15 protein-coding genes and 4 pseudogenes are annotated in these 17,846 nt (G+C 65.3%); 3 read left to right on the forward strand and 16 right to left on the reverse strand.

Going from position 1 to position 17,846, the window contains the following annotated elements; translation table 11 throughout:
- Positions 1-19: 19 nt before the first annotated feature.
- The 14 genes and pseudogenes from ABFB10_RS22925 to repA all read right to left on the reverse strand — a co-directional run bounded on the left by ABFB10_RS22925 (position 20) and on the right by repA (position 11,659).
- Complete coding sequence (locus ABFB10_RS22925; RefSeq protein WP_347168507.1) at positions 20-556, reverse strand: TRAP transporter small permease; 537 nt, start codon at positions 554-556, stop codon at positions 20-22.
- Positions 557-605: 49 nt separating this feature from the next.
- Positions 606-1,573: pseudogene (gene dctP / locus ABFB10_RS22930) on the reverse strand (TRAP transporter substrate-binding protein DctP).
- Positions 1,574-1,659: 86 nt separating this feature from the next.
- Positions 1,660-2,298: a GntR family transcriptional regulator gene (locus ABFB10_RS22935; RefSeq protein ID WP_347168508.1), complete on the reverse strand. Its 639-nt coding sequence runs from the start codon at positions 2,296-2,298 to the stop codon at positions 1,660-1,662.
- A gap of 1 nt (position 2,299) precedes the next feature.
- Positions 2,300-2,809: a dihydrodipicolinate synthase family protein gene (locus ABFB10_RS22940; RefSeq protein WP_347168509.1), complete on the reverse strand. Its 510-nt coding sequence runs from the start codon at positions 2,807-2,809 to the stop codon at positions 2,300-2,302.
- A 31-nt stretch (positions 2,810-2,840) separates the two neighbouring features.
- Positions 2,841-3,161, reverse strand: a pseudogene (locus ABFB10_RS24440) (dihydrodipicolinate synthase family protein); the annotation flags it as partial.
- Between the two features lie 148 nt (positions 3,162-3,309).
- A complete protein-coding gene (locus ABFB10_RS22945; protein ID WP_347168510.1) occupies positions 3,310-4,038 on the reverse strand; it encodes an RpiB/LacA/LacB family sugar-phosphate isomerase in 729 nt (242 codons plus the stop codon).
- Between the two features lie 21 nt (positions 4,039-4,059).
- Positions 4,060-5,334, reverse strand: a complete 1,275-nt coding sequence (locus ABFB10_RS22950) for a TRAP transporter large permease (RefSeq protein WP_347168511.1) — start codon at positions 5,332-5,334, stop codon at positions 4,060-4,062.
- A gap of 1 nt (position 5,335) precedes the next feature.
- A complete protein-coding gene (locus ABFB10_RS22955; protein ID WP_347168512.1) occupies positions 5,336-5,785 on the reverse strand; it encodes a TRAP transporter small permease in 450 nt (149 codons plus the stop codon).
- Between the two features lie 53 nt (positions 5,786-5,838).
- On the reverse strand, positions 5,839-6,828 hold the full coding sequence (locus tag ABFB10_RS22960) for a TRAP transporter substrate-binding protein (protein ID WP_347168513.1): 990 nt from the start codon (positions 6,826-6,828) through the stop codon (positions 5,839-5,841).
- A gap of 21 nt (positions 6,829-6,849) precedes the next feature.
- Positions 6,850-7,605, reverse strand: coding sequence for a FadR/GntR family transcriptional regulator (locus ABFB10_RS22965; protein WP_347168514.1), 756 nt, complete (start codon positions 7,603-7,605; stop codon positions 6,850-6,852).
- A gap of 361 nt (positions 7,606-7,966) precedes the next feature.
- Positions 7,967-9,280, reverse strand: coding sequence for a plasmid replication protein RepC (gene repC / locus ABFB10_RS22970; protein ID WP_347168625.1), 1,314 nt, complete (start codon positions 9,278-9,280; stop codon positions 7,967-7,969).
- A gap of 221 nt (positions 9,281-9,501) precedes the next feature.
- The gene (locus ABFB10_RS22975) at positions 9,502-9,873 is read right to left on the reverse strand and encodes a hypothetical protein (protein ID WP_347168515.1); all 372 of its coding nucleotides are present in this window, start codon (positions 9,871-9,873) and stop codon (positions 9,502-9,504) included.
- A gap of 98 nt (positions 9,874-9,971) precedes the next feature.
- Complete coding sequence (locus ABFB10_RS22980) at positions 9,972-10,475, reverse strand: ParB/RepB/Spo0J family partition protein (protein ID WP_347168516.1); 504 nt, start codon at positions 10,473-10,475, stop codon at positions 9,972-9,974.
- Positions 10,475-11,659 carry a plasmid partitioning protein RepA gene (gene repA, locus ABFB10_RS22985; RefSeq protein WP_347168517.1) on the reverse strand — a complete coding sequence of 395 codons (1,185 nt, stop codon included), beginning with the start codon at positions 11,657-11,659 and terminating at the stop codon, positions 10,475-10,477. The genes ABFB10_RS22980 and repA overlap by 1 nt, the downstream gene beginning before the upstream one ends.
- 1,095 nt (positions 11,660-12,754) lie before the next feature.
- On the opposite strand from repA, the pseudogene ABFB10_RS22990 reads away from it, so the two are divergent.
- The 3 genes and pseudogenes from ABFB10_RS22990 to ABFB10_RS23000 form a co-directional block, all read left to right on the forward strand.
- Positions 12,755-13,705: pseudogene (locus ABFB10_RS22990) on the forward strand (sigma-54-dependent Fis family transcriptional regulator); the annotation flags it as partial.
- Between the two features lie 400 nt (positions 13,706-14,105).
- Complete coding sequence (locus ABFB10_RS24495; RefSeq protein WP_488175607.1) at positions 14,106-14,393, forward strand: AAA-type ATPase lid domain-containing protein; 288 nt, start codon at positions 14,106-14,108, stop codon at positions 14,391-14,393.
- 140 nt (positions 14,394-14,533) lie between these two features.
- Positions 14,534-16,333 carry an NAD(P)/FAD-dependent oxidoreductase gene (locus ABFB10_RS23000; protein WP_347168518.1) on the forward strand — a complete coding sequence of 600 codons (1,800 nt, stop codon included), beginning with the start codon at positions 14,534-14,536 and terminating at the stop codon, positions 16,331-16,333.
- A 233-nt stretch (positions 16,334-16,566) separates the two neighbouring features.
- Here ABFB10_RS23000 and ABFB10_RS23005 read toward each other — a convergent pair whose 3' ends face one another.
- Together ABFB10_RS23005 and ABFB10_RS23010 are read right to left on the reverse strand one after the other, a co-directional pair.
- Positions 16,567-17,553, reverse strand: a complete 987-nt coding sequence (locus ABFB10_RS23005; protein WP_347168519.1) for a TRAP transporter large permease — start codon at positions 17,551-17,553, stop codon at positions 16,567-16,569.
- A 115-nt stretch (positions 17,554-17,668) separates the two neighbouring features.
- Positions 17,669-17,824 (reverse strand): annotated as a pseudogene (locus ABFB10_RS23010) (hypothetical protein); the annotation flags it as partial.
- Between the last annotated feature and the right edge of the window lie 22 nt (positions 17,825-17,846).

Raw genomic sequence — 17,846 nt, forward strand, 5'->3', positions numbered from 1 at the left:
TTCGGGCCCCGCCATGCCGTCACCGGGCGCGGGAACCTCGGCCGCGGATCGCGCGCCAGACCTCCCATGCAGAGCGCAGCGTGACCACCACGAGAAATAGCATGTAGACAGAGTAGATATCGCGCATCCGGATCCAGTCGCCGAACAGTCCTGAAAGCGTGGCGGTCTTCTTCAGGCGCAGGATGTAGAACTTGTCCCAGGTCGGCAGTATCGAGGCCGCAAGGCCGATGGCGATGGCCAGCCCGCCGAGGATGATGAACCAGCGGCGGAGTCCCGGGCGCACATGGCCCGAGATCATGTCAAAGGTCACGTGATCCTCATCGCGGACCACGAAGGCGCAGCCGACGAAGATGATCCAGATCCAGAGCAGAAGGCAGAATTCCAGCGTCCAGCCGTAGCGGCTGGGATCGAGAAGCGGCACCGCCTCGGCAATCCACGACAGCCGCGCCGTGTAGCGGATGGTGATTTGCAGGATGAAGGTCAGGAACATGCAGGCCATGAGGGCACCGACGAAAATTTCGGCGCCGCGCCTGATGAGGTGAACGGTGTGCATCATCGCTGGGATCCCGGGTGGCCGGGCGGCCCGTGGGCCGCCCGGCAGTCGATCAGTTGCCGAGCGCGTTGATCTGGTCCAGCACGCCCTCGGGCCAGGCACCGCGAATTCGGTGCCCTGGTACTGCGCCTGAACATGCGTGCGGAAGGCCGCGAGGTCGGGCTCATAGATCTCCAGCCCGTTCTCGCGCAGGAAGGACACCAGCTCTTCCTCTTTCGCAAGCTGGTTCTGGCGCCCGGATTCGGCGGCCGCATCTGCCGCCTCCTGCACCGCCGCCTGCTGATCGGCACGCAGCCCGTCCCAGAGTTCCTTGGAGAAGGCCACGTAGTTCAGATCGACCAGATGCGAGGTCAGCGCGATCTGGCAGGTCACCTCGTAGAACTTGGAATCCACCACGGTGGGCAGCGGATTGTCCTGCCCGTCGACCGAGCCGGTCTGCAGCGCGGTATAGACTTCGGTGAAGGACATCGGCGTCGGGTTCGCACCAAGCGCCTTGCCCAGGAACTGCCATGCATCGGTGCCCGGCATCCGCAGGTTGATCCCGCTCAGGTCCTCCGGGGTCTGCACGTCCACCTCGTCGCGGCACTGCCGCAGATTGACGTGCCGACGCCCCAGATACATCACCGTCAGAAGCTTCACGCCAAGCTCGTCCTCGACCTTCTGCTTGAACGGGTCCATCAGCGGATCGTTGAAGACGGCAACCTGATGCGCCGCATCCTGGTGCACGTAGCCGGTGGCGAAGATCGAGAACTCGGGAAAGAACTGCGCCAGCTCCTGCGCCGATGCGATCGACATTTCCAGGTCGCCCGAGGCGATGGCCTCGAGCTCCGAGCCCTGCGCGATGAGCGAGCCGTTGTAATGCGGCTGGTAGGTGATGAACTCCGAGACAGCCGGGGCGAAGACCTCGGCCAGCGCAACCGAACGCTGGTCGGTTTCCGATGCCGGGGTCGACATCCGCACCGTCACCGTGTCCTGCGCCACGACCGGCGTCGCGAAAACTGCCGCCGTCGCCAGCGCCATCGCGCCTGTTCTGAAAATCTGTGTCATGTTTCCTCCTCCGGTATTGGCAGGGCCTGCGCCCTTGCTGTTATTCGAACTCCAGCGCCCTACTCCTCGCGCTGTTGATATGGGCCTGGACGCACCGCGATGGTCGCCGCCTCGTCCCGGGCAATCAGAGCATCGACGATGGGCATATGTTCGTCCATGACCGAAACCACCAGTTCGGGCAGCATCCGGGTGTTCTCGTTGCGGATCAAGCGGATCTTGATCGAGTTTACCCGGTAGATGTCCGAAACGATGCGGTTCTGCATGTGATCGACCACATGGTCGTGAAAGGCCCAGTCCATGCGCTGCGCCCGGTCCAGCACATCCGGCGTCACCCCGCCTGCGGCCTCCTCCCGGATTTCCGCGTGCTCGCGGGCGATACGCGCCAGATCGTCCGGCTGCGCGGTCCGGCAGAAGCCGGCGAAGGCTTCTGCCTCGATGATGCGGCGCAGCTGAAACGCGTTGCGGATCAGGTCGAGGTCGATCGACAGGATCTGCAGTCCGCGTTTCGGCGAGGTGCGGATCAGCCCGTCGGCCTCTAGCCGCGGGATCATCTCGCGGATGGCGCCCAGCGGCATGCCCGTCAGCTCGACCAGCTCACGCTGCGACACGAACTGACCCGGCTGGATATCCCGCGACAGAAGCTTGTCCGTGAAGCTTGAATAGGCGTGATCGCGCTGCCGGGCCACCGGTTCGCCCATCTCAGGCCTCGGTCTTCTCTTGCATCGGCAGCGTCGCGCGCTCGGCCTCGCCGAGCGATGTAAGCGGCGGGCGCATCCGTTCCCGTGCGGGCTCTGCGCTGCGCGCGGCCAGCACCGCCTTCAGTGCCGGGATCACCGGCTTCGCCACGATCCGCGAAACCTCGGCGCTCAGCTCCGGGTCTTCGGTGGCGGTCTCCACGATGCGGACCATCCGCTCGGGGTACAGGTTCGCCATCCCGCAGATCGCGCCCCCGGCACCGCGCGCCACGGCACGGTGCAGAAGCCGTTCGTCTCCGACAAGCACCGTGGTCTTTCCCAGGTCGATCAGCGCCGCGGCGGTTTCCCAGTCGCCGGAGCTGTCTTTGATCGCCCGCACCCGGTCGGGCGCATGATCGATCAGCCGCTCCACCAGATCGACCGACAGACCCACCCCCGACACCTGCGGGATATGGTAGAGGATGAACCGGGCCCCGGGATCGGCCCGCGCGAAGAGCTCTGCATGCCAGTGCAAACAGACCGTCGTCGCTGCATCCCTTGAAGTAGAACGGCGGCAGCAGCAGGAACGACTGGATGCCACGGCGGGTGCCCTGCGCCACCTGCTCCAGGGCATCGGCAAGCGCGGTCGCACAGACGCCAAGCGTGATCGCCCCCGCCGGGCAGCCGTGCTGCAGCAGCGCGTCGATCCCCGCCGCGCGTTCCGACAGCCCTACCGAGGCCCCTTCTCCGGTGGTGCCAAAGAGCGTGACGCCCCGGACGCCACGATCCAGAAGGCTTCGCGCGTGCGTCCCCAGCCGCGCGGTGTCGAGTTCGCCGCGCGCCGTGAAGGGCGTCAGCAAGGCAACCGAGATACCGAAGTGTTCCAACTGAGATTCTCCTCGTCTTCGGAGGAAACCTAGCAGGGCAATTCTGATTGCACAACTGACATGTCAGTTATTGATGTTCGGTCGCTTCCTGTACCCGCCTTTCACCAAGACGGTCTCTCGGATGGCACGCCGGTGCGTCAGTGTCAGTTCACGGTCTGCGGTAAGCCCGAACACCCCGGACATGCACGTTCCACGGCGCCGAATGGATCTGCCGCCGGGGACGACAAGAGCGGCCCGCCCCGCCATTGTCCCCCGCTCTGGCAGCCCTGCCCTCGCCGCCGCTTCGCAGAATAGGCTGAAGCCCCCGGTGCCGCTGCTTGCCGTCAGTTTCCCTGTCACCCGCCTGTAAGAGAACACCCTGCGACCTGATCCGGGACGACAGCCCCCACCGGGCACAAGAGGCCCGGTGGGCGGTCCCGCGCCGGGTCAGCCGCGCGCCAGATCCATCGCGTTCAGTTTCTCGACCCGGCGCCGGCAATCGGGGTCGGTCGAGAACTCGGCGGTCAGGAAAGAGCGCACCAGATCCGCCGCCAGCCAGTGGCCCGATGATCTGGGCGCCGATGCACATCACGTTGACGTCGTCATGTTCGACGCATTGATGCGCGGAATGGGCGTCGTGGCAGACAGAGGCACGGATGCCCGGCACCTTGTTCGCGGCGATCACCGCGCCGACGCCGGTGCCGCAGACCAGCAACCCGCGCTCGGCCTCGCCCTTCAGGATCTTGTCGCAGAGCGCCCGCGCGACATCGGGAAAGTCCACCGGCTCCGGGTTGAAGGACCCCACGTCCGTGACCTCGTGCCCCTCGGCGCGGATGGTCTCGATCACCCCTGCCTTCATCGGGAAGCCCGCGTGATCCGATCCGATAACGATTTTCATGTCAGTCTCCGTGTTGAGAAGTCACCGCAACATGCGCGGCAGCCAGAGGACGAGGTCCTCGGCGAAGGTGATGATGCCGAGGCACAGAAGCAGCGGCACATAGAAGGGCAAGAGCGCCACCAGCAGTTGCCGCAGGCTGACCTTGGCGATCGACGACACAAGGAACAGCGACAGGCCCATGGGCGGCGTCAGCAGCCCCAGCATCAGGTTGAAGATCACGATGATGCCCAGATGCACCGGGTCGATGCCGGCGGCCACCAGCGGCGGCGCGATGATCGGCACCACCAGAAGCGTCGCGGTCGTCGAGTCGAGAAACATGCCTGCGACGAAGAAGATCAGGTTGGCGATCAGCAGCAGGACAATGGGGCTGGAGGCGAATTGCAGGATGAACTTGGCGAAGTCCTGCGGGATCTGTTCCACCGCGAGGATCCAGCCGAACATGGATGCCGCCGCGACGATGATCAGGATCGCGCTGGTCGACAGCGCCGTGTTGACCGTCGCGGTCCACAGATGCGCCCATGTCAGTTCGCGGTAGAAGAAGAGCGCGATGAGGATGACATAGACCGCCGTGACGCTGGCCGCCTCTGTGGGCGTGAACCATCCCAGCATCATGCCCGCGATCATCAGCACCGGCGCCAGCATGGCGGGCAGCGCGGGCCAGAGCGCGGTGAAGACCTCGCCCACCCCGGGCCAGCGCTCGGCGCGCGGCATGTCCTGCACCAGCGCGATGACGAAGGCGGTCAGCATCAGAAGCCCGATGCAGATCAGCGCCGGGACAATGCCCGCGATCAGAAGCTGGATGATCGAGACGCTGGTGACGGACCCGTAGACGATCAGCGGGATCGAGGGCGGAAAGATCGGCCCCACCACCGCCGAGGCCGCCGTGACCGCCCCCGCGAAGGGGCCGGAGAAGCCGCGCTTTTTCATGGCGTCGATCTCGATCCGGCCAAGGCCGCCGATATCGGCCAGCGCCGCGCCGGACATGCCGGAAAAGATCAGGCTGGAGAAGATGTTGACCTGCGCCAGCCCGCCCGGCACCCGGCCCACCAGCGTATCGGCGAACTTGAAGATGCGGTCGGTCACGCCCGAGAGGTTCATCAGGTTGCCGACGAAGATGAAGACCGGCACCGCCACCAGCGGAAAGCTGTCGAGCGCATAGGTCACCCGCTGCGCCAGCATGCCCGGCGGCAGGCCCTCCATGAAGACATAGAGGATCGAGGGCAGCAGGATCGCATAGACCACCCGCACGCCCAGCATGAAGAGGATCAGGAAGAGGAAGATCAGCACGAGACCCATGTCACAGCTCCCCCGTCTTCAGCTGGATCACGAAGCGGCGCGCGTGGTAGACGGCGGCCCCCGCGAAGCCCAGACCGGCCGCGCCGAGGAACAGCCAGAAGGGAATGCCCAGCGTCGGCGTCGCGTTGCGCATGTTGCCGGAAATGTTCTGCACGGTGATCACCGCCATGGTCACGGAAATGCCCAGCCCGATCAGCGTGTTGATCAGCGCCAGCAGGCGCGGGGCGGGGCTTGGCAGGGCGTCGCGGATTTCCGTCATGCCGATGTTCTCGCGCGCCGCCACCACCAGCGGGTAGGACACGAAGACCGAGGCGATCAGCAGAACGCGGGTCAGCTCCTCGGCGCCGATCATGGCACGGCCAAAGACGCCGCGCATGATGACCTGCGCAAAGGGCGTCACCACGAGGGCCGCCACCAGAAGCACGCAGAGGATTTGCAGGGGTCGGGTCATATCGCCTCCGGTCAGATGCGGGCCGGGGCGCGATGCCCGGCCCGCACATGGGGTCATTCGACGGCAGAGATCTGCGCGATGAAGCTTTCGTACTCGGGGAAATCAGCGGTGATCTGCGGCAGCACCTTGTCGCGGAAGGCCGCGAGGTCGAGACCGTTGTCCTCGGTGGTGAAGACCATGCCCTTGCCCTCGAGCTCGGTGATCAGGTCGGCCTCGGAGGCCTGCGCCCATTCCAGCGACTGCTGCGCCTTGTCGTCGAGCACCTTGGTGATCGCCGCGCGCTGGTCCTCGGTCAGGCCCTGCCACGCGTTCTCGTTCACGAAGACCGCCAGCACCGACTGCATGTGGCCGGTCATCGCGACGTGGCTCTGCACCTCGTGCAGCGCATTGGCCGAGATCATGGTCAGCGGGTTTTCCTGACCCACCACGAGGCCGGTCATCAGCGCGGTCGGCAGTTCGCTGACCTCGACCGGCGTCGGCGTGGCGCCCATGCCCTTGATCATCGAGATCCACAGGTCCAGCGGCACGGCGCGGAAGGGTTTGCCGGTCATGTCGTCGGGCGACTTGATCTCGAAGTTCGACGAGATGTGGCGCGCGCCGCGATAGATGCGGTCGATCACGCGGACGCCGCCCTCTTCGACCAGCCGCTCGTTCAGCGCGATCAGCGCCTCGGAGGTGGCCGGGTCGGTCGCGGCCAGCGCATGGGCGCCGTCACGGTAGATGAAGGGCGCGTTGAAGACCGCGATCTCGGGCACGATGCGGGCCAGCGAGGCAAAGTCGTGGTGCCCCATGTGGATCGAGCCCAGCTTCACCCCGTCGACCATCTCGGCCACGTTGCCAAGCTGGCTGGCCGGGAAGACGTTGATGGTCACTTCGCCGTTGGTGGCGGCATTGACCTCTTCCGCCGCCTCGGCGGCGAAACGGGTCTGGAAATCGCCCTCGGCGCCGACATGGGCATAGCGCAGATCGGCGGCGGTCGCCTGGGTGCCAAGCAAGCCGATAGCGGCGGCGGCCATCAGCCGCCGGGTGGATGCGTGAAACATTCTCTCCTCCGGTGTTTGTCTTCAGGTCGTGTGCGGTGCCCGAAAGTCCTTGCGTTCGTACTCGGAAATCAGGCTCTGGCGACGCAACTCGTCGCCGATGGCGAAATGCTCCCGCAGCCGCTGGTCGGCCTTGTCGGGATCCTTCCCCACGATTGACAGAAACACATCGCGATGCGCCTCCACCAAATCCTGCATGATCGGGCCGCTGCGATAGGTGCGGCGGCGCTCGACATGGCTTTGTTTCAACAGGTCCGCCAGCGCGCCGTGCAGCACGATCAGCGAGCGTGAATGGCTGGCGGCGACAACCGCCTGATGGAACATGAAATCCGCGTGGCCGCCCTTCTCGGGATCGTCGAGCGTATGCAGCAATACGTTCAGCCACTGGCTGATGCGGGCGAGGTCGCGTTCGTTGGCGCGCAAACAGGCCAGCCGGATCGCCTGGCATTCGATGGCGATGCGGGCCTGCAGCACGTCGTCCAGAACGTCCTGCTCCTGCGACAGGCAGAAGGTGAAGAAATCCGACATCAGCCCGATATCGACCTTGCCCACATAGGCGCCGGAACCGTGGCGGATATCCAGCACCCCCAGCATCGAGAGCGAACGCATGACTTCGCGCAACAGCGGACGCCCGACGCCCAGTTCGCGCGACAGCTCGCGCTCGGACGGCAAGCGGTCGCCCAGTTTCAGCGCGCCCTGCCGCAACCGGGTCATGAAATAGGCCACGACGCGATCGGCGCCCTTCCCGGTTCCTGATTCCCTGCCTTCAACGCGGTCCATGCCGGTCCTCCCTGCCCCGCAGAATGGTCCAACACTGTGGGCCACGACAATCCAAGACAGGAATGGCACCCAAGGATTTCAGCCGCTTTCGGGCAAAGTCTTTTATTAAACCTCTGTAATCATGAATACTTTATGAAAAATCACGACCGAAATCCCGAGCGAAAGTGGTCCGACCACTTTGGTTCAGCCGCGTCCGTGCCTCTGGTCAACCAGAGCCCCGCCCAAGGGCGCCCTGCCGCATGTCGGTCGTCTTCGGAGGGCCCGCGGCCTCTTTGCTCTGCCCTGCGCGGTGCGTGGCTGTCACCCTTACCGGAGATGACCGGGCTTGCCGGTCTGGCGGCAGGCCCCCTCCCCTGCCCCGTCATGCCGCCTGGGCTTTCAGCCTGCCGTAGAAGCTGCGCTGAAGATGCAGCTCCCCTGCCCCCGCCTTTGCAACCATGCCGCGGAGATAGCCGCTGGGAGAGGCAACTTCACCCGCACAGTGCTTTTCGAAGACAAGCGCCAGGGCCGCCGTTGCCAGCTGTCCGCCCAATCGGACCTGTGCCAGGGTCCAGGCCTGTTCCGAGACCCCGATCATCGGTCTGAGCTGCCCGGCAATGCGGTGCAGATCGCCCCAATCTCTCAGGAAGCCGCCCATATTGCGCGCCCAAGAGGCAAATTCGGGACAGGCCTGCATGACCGTGGACAGATCCACCGGCGCGGGGGTCTTTGGTGCGTCGCTTGCCCTTTCTCTGGGGGTCGCTTCGATCTGATCCCGCGTGCGGGGGCTCGGCGGAACGGTCGGGAGCTCGGCATTTTCCGTGTCATTACGGGTTACTTGATCAAGTTGATTGGTAATTTGTATGTGGGGTTCGGAATTGGCCTCCCCGGGGTCCGTTTCCATGGTGTTTTGCGTGCTTTGTCCCCAGGTTTTCTCTGCGTTTTCCACAGCTTGCGGCTGATCTGTCGCTTGCAGATAGGCTGCCTCGACGCGCTCCAGAAGCTGGGTGAACCAGGCCAGCAATCTTGCGAGCTGTTCCGGGGTCTGGTGGCGGCGCGGAAGGCGTCCCAGAAGCTCTTCAAAGAGATGGGTGAGCTGCGTCCAGGGGCCGCGCAGGGTCGCGCTGACGGCGGCTTCGATCCGTGCGCGGATCGTCCGGCGCGCGACGGTGATCTGGCGTTTCAGGCGTTGGCAGAGCGCGCGTTCGGCCTGCAAATCGGCGTACAGGGCCTCGAATTCGGCTGCACGGGCCGAGAGCGGCGACAGGTCGAAGCCATAGGCCTCGACGATGCGGCCCCCGGCGTCCCGGTGGCCCCAGCGCTTGCCATTGGGGCTGTCCCGGAAAGAGACGACACCCGCCTCGGCAAGCCGCCGCGCGTGGCGCTTGAGCGCAGACAGGGAAAAGCCGGTCTGCGCCATCAGGTAGGCGTTCGACGCCCAGACGATCGGGCGCTGTCCCTCGTCCCAGTCCTGGGGCTGGCTGAAGGCCCCCAGCGTGTCCAGCAGCATCATGTCGCCGGCCTTGAGGCCAATGGCGGCCCCTACCCGCTTCACGGCCACGAAAGCCCGCGATTTGGGTACTGCGACCCGTTCGCCGGCGGCTGCATGGCGCTCTGCGGCGGCAAGGCCGACGGTGGCCTTGCGCCAACCCGACGTGCTCTTGCTGTTGGGCACAGCTCCGCCGGTCTGAGGCATGATAACCCCAGCTGCCCCGTTGGGGGCATCGATGAATTGTTCCATCCTGTATCAGCAGACAAAGAAATCCCGTTCGCTCAGGAGCGATTCTTCTTGTATGGCGATTCTGTTGGCTGCTAAGTTCCAGGTGTCTAATCTAAGAATTGCGCTTTGCGCAGCAGCCCTCGAAGCTTCGGTTTCGGGGGTTTTCTTTGTTTACCTTTCCTCCTTTCTGCTCGTCCTCAGGTGTCATCCTTCGAATTTACATCTGTAAACTCGGCGTAGGATTTCTTTATGATTTCCTCGAGATTGCTCTCGAGCCAGGTCGCGAAATCGGCGTTTACACCGGATTTCTTGACCGACATGGACAGGCTGCCTCGCCCTGCCTTGATGACCACGCCCTCCATGGGGGTGATTTCTCGGGGACCATGGCTCCCTTTGGTTCCACGCTTGAGCGCTTCCCTGACAAGCGCATCCAGGCGTTCGTCAGAGGTCAACGCAGGGCTCATCCTCGCCAGGGCGCCAAGCGCGACCGCTTCGGTCAGCTTGCGATCAAGGAACAGCTGGGCCAGTTCCGTCCATCTGGGCCGAGCCGGATTTTGGCGCCGGGCCAATCGAATCGCCAACCGCCGACGGGACGTTCTGCGTCACCTTGGTCAGGTGGGAATGCCCCGATGCGGACAGGTTCAGAACCTGCCGCACGGTCGCGCCTTCATGGCCGGCGGCCTCGGATGGCCTCGGCGAAACGGGCCTTTTCGTAGAACGACAGGTTGCGCCGCGCCGCGTTCTCCAGCCCCTTGGCCAGCAAGGCCGTGGCGTCATCAAGATCCTGAACATTGGCCCGGACCTTGATGCCGAGTTCGCGGCAGGCCTTCAGGCGGCGGCGGCCATAGATGGCTTCAAAGCGCCCCTCTGCCGTCTTGGAGCGCCGCACGAGGATCGGCACCTGCTGACCGCCATCGCGGATGCTGGTCTTGAGGGCCTCGAAGCCATCGTCGCTTTCTTCGGTGTTTACAGCTGTAAACTCATCCAGCCGGTCCTTGGGGCCCCAGTCATCGATCAGCCCGGGATCGATCTCGCGGATCGAGGCCAGAGACCCCTGCAAGGCCCCCGGGGCGGGTGCGCTTGTCTTCGGCGCGCGCTCTTTCGAGGCATTGCCTGACCGCGCAATGGTACTGGCAATGCCGGACATGTCGCGAAGGGTTTTCCGTGCCATTACTGACGTCCCCATGATTGCTGGATCATCGTCTCGACCTCGTGCCCGACCGCATCCACCGACCCCTTTGCACGGTCGTAGGTCGCGCGGGTCATCTCGGACCGCACGACCTCGTAGATCGACTGTTTCAGCATGGTTGCGTCGCTGATCGCGGTGCTCTTCAGGGCGGTCGCGGACATGACCCGATCCTGAAACAGGGCGCGCATGAAAGAGGTCAGCTGCTGCGACGGGACGTCCGTCGGTTCGTCCCGGGTGATCAGGAATTTGAAATGATCGTACTGAAGCGTCGCCCCGGCGTCCTCGATCACGCCCATGTAGGCGCCCGCCAGTTCGAGGAACTGCGCGGTCGACGAGACGTCCAGCATCGAGGGGGTCAGCGGCACGATCAGAGAGCTTGCAGCCGCCATCCCGGCGATGGTCAGGAAGCCCAGCTGCGGCGGGCTATCCATGAGGACCAGGTCGAAATCGTCCTCGACCTGCGACAGGGCGTTTCGGATGCGGGTGAAGAACGGCTGGTCGGGGTTCGAATGCACCGCGGATTCGGTTTCGAACTCGGACAGCATCAGCCGCGACGGCGCAATTGACAGGCCCGGGAAATAGGTGGGGACCACGACATCCGCCATGCTGACGGGTTCGTCATAGCGGATCGCGTCATAGACCGTCAGCCCGTCGAAATCGATCTCGGGGCTGATGCCGCACATGGAGGTCAGCGACCCTTGCGGGTCGAGGTCGACCACCAGAACGCGGTAGCCGCGAAGGGCGAAATAGTGGGCAAGGTGGATGGTTGTCGTGCTCTTGCTGGAGCCGCCCTTGAAGTTCATCAACTGCCAGACCTGCAGCTTCTCGTCCCCGGACCGACGCGGCAGGTAGCGGCCTTTCTTGCGGGACGACTTTTCCAGGATCTCGCGCGCGTTCCAGATCTCTTGCGCCGTGTAATAGCGCCGCCCGCCACGAACGTCTTCAGGTTCGGGGATCGTACCTTCGGCATGCACCTTGCGCATGAACTGGCCAGAGACCCCAAGCAGCTCTGCCGCTTCCGGCGCCGAAAAAGAGCGTAGCGATTTTGTGCTGTCTGGGGCAAAAGCAGAGAGGAGATGTTCCCGGATTGCGGCATTCAACCGTTCGGAAATATCCGTCGCGAGCGCCGACGGCTTCTCGCTTGCCAGTGGTGTCACAGGAATCATCTAGTTGCCCCAAATTCGAAAATGTGGCCTTTTCCACGCCACTTTGGGGTAAGAGCATTGATTCAAGAGGCTAAGTCAAGAATTTTCCTCGATATAGTGCCCATTTAAACCGCGCGTGCCTAGGGCTGTCGCCGGGCTTCATTCTGCGTTTACAGCTGTAAACTCGCGGGCAGAGGCCAGACCTTCGACAACGCGCTGCGAGGTTTCGGCATGGCGGGGCCATGCGGGGTCTCGAAATCGCTACCTGCTATTCATGTCGGGATAGGGGGGCGCTGGCAAGGCCCCTCGGCAAACGGGCAGGGCAAGGCCTGAAAAATGTCCGCCAATCCGCAGTACCGGTGCGATCATCGGCGGAGATACCTTTGAAAGCGGCCATAGCCGCAAGAGGCGCCTTAAGGCGGAGGATCTGTGCCGGGCAGGGGGGCATGGGGCCGGGGCAAAGGGCGCGCCGGACCGACCGGCTGGTCCGGCGTGGGACGGGGCCATATGATCCAAGATCGGCCGGGCAATATCCCCGGTCTGTCCGACCGCGCGGAAGGGCCGGGCGCTCAGGCGATCGCATACTCTGAACCGGGCGCTGTCTTGGCTTCTGGCAGAAGGCGAGGCGCCGAAAAGCTGCCTCAGGCCGGAAAAATGCCGTTGAAATCGCCCCTGTTGCATCGCGAAGGGGCCGGATTGGGTAATTTCACGCGATTTCAGTCGGTTATCTTCATCAGTGAGTGTGTTGCCTTCAATGTGGCCCTTGTCCCGGGAGATTCAGAGGTGACAGCCCTCCGGCGGTGAGCCGGGGTTCGGGACGGGTTGCGGCAGGGCCACGTTTATCCGGCAACCCCGCCGCGCCTGTCGGTCGCCGTCCCGAGCAGGGCAGGGGGCAAGGCGCCGCTCCGCGAAACCCCGGGGTCCGGCAGCACAAGGGCCGCTACCAAAGTCCTCCCTTGGGTGAGCCGCGCTTGGATGTACAGTCTTGGGCGGGAGGACGGTCATATGGTCGAGCGGCATCACGTCGAGGAAATTGCCGAGGTTCTGGGCGGGCGCGCGTCCGGGCGGGACAGCTACGTTGATGCCTCGTGGCGGCGCTGCGTCGAGCTCTACGGTATGGATCCGACGCGCAGCGATCCGGCCCATATCGTCACCGAAACCGAGTTCCGCCTTCACCGCGATCAGGCCGACTGGATGATCGGCGCCGCGCGATCCAGCCTGCAGGGTCTGTTCCGGCAGGTGACGGGCCAGAACTACGTGCTGCTCCTGACCGATGCCAAGGGCGTCTGCGTCGACTTCTACGGCGACGATCTGCTGGTGGACGAGTTGCGCAAGGCGGGGCTCTACCTTGGCTCCAACTGGTCCGAGGACCTTGCGGGGACCTGCGGTGTCGGCGCCTGCATCGTCACCGGCGAGCCGGTGACCGTGCATCAGGACGATCACTTCGGGAACGCGCACACCGGGCTGTCCTGCACCGCGGCGCCGATCTACGACAGCCTCGGGCAGCTGGCGGCGGTTCTGGACATCTCGCTTTTGCGCTCTCCGGCGCCGAAGAGCAGCCAGAACCTCGCCATGTCGCTGGTGACGGCGGCGGCGCGGCGGGTCGAGATGGCGAACCTGATGGCGGCCAGCCGCCGCGAATGGGTGCTGCGGTTCTCGACCAGCCCGGAATTCCTCGACGTCGACCCCGAGGCGGCGGTCTCGCTGGACGGGGCGGGCCGCGTGATCGGCGCCACGCGCGCGGCAACGCGGATGCTGTCGGGCGGCAAGAGCCTGATCGGCGCGCGGATTGACAGCCTACTGGGGTTGAGCGTCGACGACCTGCCCGACCTGATGCGCGACCGCCCGACCGAGGACCGGGTGGTGGCGCTTGGCGATGGCGGCGCCGTCTTCGGCCACGCCATTGCGCCGCAGGCGCCCCGCCGGGCACCGGGTCAGCCGAGCGCGCCGGCCCTGCGGGCGCGCGGCGGTGTTCTGGCCACCCTCGCCGGGGGCGACCCGGCCATGACCCGGCTGCTGTCGCAGGCCGAGCGGCTGGCGCCGACGCCGGTGCCCCTGATGCTGTGCGGCGAAAGCGGCACCGGCAAGACCAAGCTGGCGCGGGCGGTGCACATGGCCTCGCGGCGCGGCGGTTTCCTCGGCTCTCGACTGTGCCGGGGCCGATGCCGAGACGCTGCGCGCGGCGCTCTCTGGTCAGACGGGCCCCGGCACGCTGCTGCTGCGCCGGGTCGAGGATCTGGCGCCCGAGGCCGCGCGTGTCCTTGCGGGTCTTCTGGATGCGCATCCCGACATGCGCCCAATCGCGACAACAGGGCAGGCCGCGTCCGAACTGTTGGCGCAGGGGAGATTGCCCGCGATGCTGTATCACAGGCTGGCCGGGGCGGTGCTGGCGCTGCCGCCCCTGCGCGAAAGGCAGGATCTTGGCTGGCTGATCGACCGCCTGCTTCGGCGCCGCGACGGCGGCGAGATGCGGCTGACCCCCTCGGCGCGGGCAGAGCTGATGGCGCGCGACTGGCCGGGCAACCTGCGGGCGCTTGGCAATACGCTGGACGTGGCCTGCGCCTTGGCGGAAACCAAGGTGATCGACCTGCCGGACCTGCCCGCCGCGCCCCGGTCCCCGGCGCCAGAGCAGGATCTGGAGGCGGTTCTGGACGCCTGCAACTGGAACATGGCCCGGGCCGCGCGCCGCCTTGGGGTCAACCGCTCGACCGTCCTGCGCCGCATCCGCAGGGAGGGGTTGCGCGCGCCCGACTGAGGTGTTGCGCGGCGTTGCATGTGCAACATGCTGCTTCGCAGCACCGTGTTTCCCGGGCAAACCTGCCAGATTTTCGTAGAGTCAACGGGGGCCGTTTCGCCACTCTCCGGGTATCACATTGCCGATGAGGAGGAAACGCAATGCTCGACTCGACAGTCACCGATCAGGTGCAAGAGACGCTGGATAGCTTGAACGCCGCGCTGGAGGCAGGCGATGCCGTGGCCGCAAGCGCCCTTTTTGCCACGGACAGTTACTGGCGCGACCTGATCGCCGTCTCCTGGAACCTGAAGACGGTGGAGGGGCCGTCCGGCGTTCAGGACATGTTGACCGCGCAACTGAATCACACCCAGCCGCGTGGCTTCGCCATTCAGCAGGGCGAGGTGCCGGGCGAAGAGGGCGGGGTCATCACCGCCTGGATCACCTTCGAGACCGCCGTCGGGCGCGGCTGGGGGCTGATGCGCCTGAAGGACGGGCGGATCTGGACGCTGCTGACCGCGCTTCAGGAACTGAAGGGCCATGAGGAAAACCGGGGCCGCCGCCGCCCGATGGGGGCGGAACACGGCGCTGCCAAGAACCGCAAGTCCTGGAAGGAAAAGCGCGAGGCCGAGGCCGCCGAGCTGGGCTATACCGAACAGCCCTATACCGTGATCGTCGGCGGCGGGCAGGGCGGAATCGCCCTTGGTGCGCGGCTGCGGCAGCTTGGCGTGCCGACCATCGTTCTGGACAAGCACGACCGGCCCGGCGACCAGTGGCGGTCGCGTTACAAGTCGCTCTGCCTGCATGACCCGATCTGGTACGACCATCTGCCCTACATCAAGTTCCCGGACAACTGGCCGGTCTTCACACCCAAGGACAAGGTGGGAGACTGGCTGGAGATGTACACCAAGGTGATGGAGATCAACTACTGGTCCCGCTCCGAGGTGCGAAGCGCGCAATATGACGAGGCCAGCGGCACATGGACCGTCAAGGTCAACCGCGACGGCGAAGAGGTCACGCTGCGCCCGACGCAGCTGGTGCTGGCCACGGGTATGTCGGGCAAGCCCAACCTGCCGCAGTTCCCGGGGATGGAGGATTTCGGGGGCACGATTCAGCACAGTTCGCAGCACGACGGCCCGGATGACTGGACCGGCAAGAAGGTGGTTGTCGTGGGGTCGAACAACTCGGCCCATGACATCTGCGCCGCGCTTTGGGAGGCGGACGCCGACGTGACCATGGTTCAGCGCTCCTCGACCCATATCGTGCGCTCGGACACGCTGATGGATATCGGCCTCGGCGCGCTCTATTCCGAAGAGGCGGTGGCCAATGGCGTGACGACGGAAAAGGCCGACATGATCTTCGCCTCGCTGCCCTACCGGATCATGCACGAGTTCCAGATTCCGCTCTACGAGCAGATGAAGGAACGCGACGCGGATTTCTATGCGGGGCTGGAAAAGGCGGGCTTCGATCTCGACTGGGGCGACGACGGGTCCGGCCTCTTCATGAAGTACCTGCGGCGCGGGTCGGGCTATTACATCGACGTCGGTGCCAGCCAGCTGATCATCGACGGCGCGGTGAGGCTGGTGAAGGGGCAGGTGGACCACTTCGACGAGACCGGCGTGGTGCTGTCGGACGGCACACATCTGGACGCCGATCTGGTGGTCATGGCGACCGGCTATGGCAGCATGAACGGCTGGGCCGCCGATCTCATCAGCCCCGAGGTCGCGGACAAGGTCGGCAAGGTCTGGGGTCTGGGTTCGGACACCACCAAGGACCCCGGCCCCTGGGAGGGCGAGCAGCGCAACATGTGGAAACCCACCCAGCAGGAGCACCTCTGGTTCCACGGTGGCAACCTGCATCAGTCGCGGCACTATTCGCTGTATCTTGCGCTGCAGCTGAAGGCCCGGATGGAGGGCATCGAGACCCCCGTCTACGGGTTGCAAGAGGTGCATCACCTGTCGTGATGCGCCGATGGGGGCGCGCCGGGTCGGGCGCGCCCTCGTGCCCGGCATTCCGCTTTGCCGGGATCGGGGGCAGGATCGCCGGGCGGGGATGGCCCACAGGATCGTCCCCTTCGGCTCTGCCACGCGGTTCCGAAGTGGACGACAAAGGCAGGGGCAGGGCTCTGGCTCGCCTGCTTCAGCATGATCCCGGCCCGACCGGCTGGCGCGGAAATCGCGCCAGCCGGGGGCCCGGCTCAGTACCAGGTCAGCGCCGGGACGTAGGAGATCAGCAAGAGGACCAGCAGGGACACCATGTAGAATGGCAGCAGGGCCTTCACCGTCGCCCCGATCCCCACCCGCGCAATGGCCGACGAGATGAATAGCGTCGTCCCGACCGGCGGCGTGTAAAGCCCGATCGACAGGTTGACGACCATCATCAGGCCCAGTTGCACCGGGTCCAGCCCGATGGCCTGACCGATGCCGACGAAGATCGGCCCCAGCAGCAACACGGCGGCGGGAAGGTCGAGCACGGTGCCGATCAGCAGCATCACCACGTTCAGCGCCATGATGACCATCCAGGGCTCCGAGAAGGTCAGGCTGACCCATTCCGCCAGATGCTGCGGCACCCGTTCAAGCGTCAGCACCCACTGCATGGTGGAGGAGGCCATGATGATGATCATCACCGCGCCCGTCATCATCACCGTGGCGACCGAGGCCTCCCACAGGACGCGCCACGACAGGTCGCGGTAGAGGATCCCGCTGACGGCCATCGCGTAGGCCACGGCCATCACGCTGACCTCGGTGGGCGTGGCGATGCCGAAGCGCAGGGTGCCGATCACGAAGACCGGCATGAACATGGCGGGCAGGGCGATGAACAGCTGGCCCTTGAAGGCGGCGAAACCCCCTTCGAGCGGCGCGCGCGGCAGGTTGCGCCGCTTGCCGACCAGCGCCACCGCACCCATCATGCCGACCGCCAGCAGCACCCCCGGCAGGATGCCCGCGACGAAGAGGTTGACGATAGAGACGTTGGCGATCAGCCCATACAGGATCAGCGGGATCGACGGCGGGATCAGCACCGAAACGGTCGAGGAGGAGGCATTGACCGCCGCCGCAAAGGCGGGCGGATAGCCGCTGTCCTTCTGCACCGGGATCAGCGCGTTGCCAAGCGCCGTGGCATCGGCGACCGCCGAGCCCGAAACACCGCCGAACATCACCGAGCCAAGCACGGAAACCTGACCCATGCCGCCCTTGAAGCGGCCCACCAGAAGGCGCGCGATATTGACGAGGTAGGTGCCGAACCGTACCGGACATCATCAGGTTGCCGGCAAGGATGAAGAAGGGGATCGCGAGCATGGGGAAGCTCTGCGTGGGTGAATAGAGCCGCTGCGCCAGCACGGCCATGGACTTGCCGTCCAGCCAGAGTGCGCCGGCGACGCCGCCGAGGATGGCAAAACCCACCGGGACGGCGCCAAGCAGCAGCAGTACGAAGATCCAGATCATTGTCGCGGACATGGTCGGGGCTTTCCTGTCAGGG

Source organism: Ponticoccus litoralis (assembly GCF_039769985.1).
Classification (GTDB): domain Bacteria; phylum Pseudomonadota; class Alphaproteobacteria; order Rhodobacterales; family Rhodobacteraceae; genus Ponticoccus; species Ponticoccus litoralis.

Excerpts from the sequence above, each read along its gene's own strand:
- ABFB10_RS22925 (WP_347168507.1), bottom strand. The coding sequence starts at position 556 with ATGATGCACACCGTTCACCTCATCAGGCGCGGCGCCGAAATTTTCGTC.
- ABFB10_RS22935 (WP_347168508.1), bottom strand. The coding sequence starts at position 2,298 with ATGGGCGAACCGGTGGCCCGGCAGCGCGATCACGCCTATTCAAGCTTC.
- ABFB10_RS22945 (WP_347168510.1), bottom strand. The coding sequence starts at position 4,038 with ATGAAAATCGTTATCGGATCGGATCACGCGGGCTTCCCGATGAAGGCA.
- ABFB10_RS22950 (WP_347168511.1), bottom strand. The coding sequence starts at position 5,334 with ATGGGTCTCGTGCTGATCTTCCTCTTCCTGATCCTCTTCATGCTGGGC.
- ABFB10_RS22955 (WP_347168512.1), bottom strand. The coding sequence starts at position 5,785 with ATGACCCGACCCCTGCAAATCCTCTGCGTGCTTCTGGTGGCGGCCCTC.
- ABFB10_RS22960 (WP_347168513.1), bottom strand. The coding sequence starts at position 6,828 with ATGTTTCACGCATCCACCCGGCGGCTGATGGCCGCCGCCGCTATCGGC.
- ABFB10_RS22965 (WP_347168514.1), bottom strand. The coding sequence starts at position 7,605 with ATGGACCGCGTTGAAGGCAGGGAATCAGGAACCGGGAAGGGCGCCGAT.
- repC (WP_347168625.1), bottom strand. The coding sequence starts at position 9,280 with ATGCCTCAGACCGGCGGAGCTGTGCCCAACAGCAAGAGCACGTCGGGT.
- ABFB10_RS22980 (WP_347168516.1), bottom strand. The coding sequence starts at position 10,475 with ATGGCACGGAAAACCCTTCGCGACATGTCCGGCATTGCCAGTACCATT.
- repA (WP_347168517.1), bottom strand. The coding sequence starts at position 11,659 with ATGATTCCTGTGACACCACTGGCAAGCGAGAAGCCGTCGGCGCTCGCG.
- ABFB10_RS24495 (WP_488175607.1), top strand. The coding sequence starts at position 14,106 with ATGCGGCTGACCCCCTCGGCGCGGGCAGAGCTGATGGCGCGCGACTGG.
- ABFB10_RS23000 (WP_347168518.1), top strand. The coding sequence starts at position 14,534 with ATGCTCGACTCGACAGTCACCGATCAGGTGCAAGAGACGCTGGATAGC.
- ABFB10_RS23005 (WP_347168519.1), bottom strand. The coding sequence starts at position 17,553 with ATGGGTCAGGTTTCCGTGCTTGGCTCGGTGATGTTCGGCGGTGTTTCG.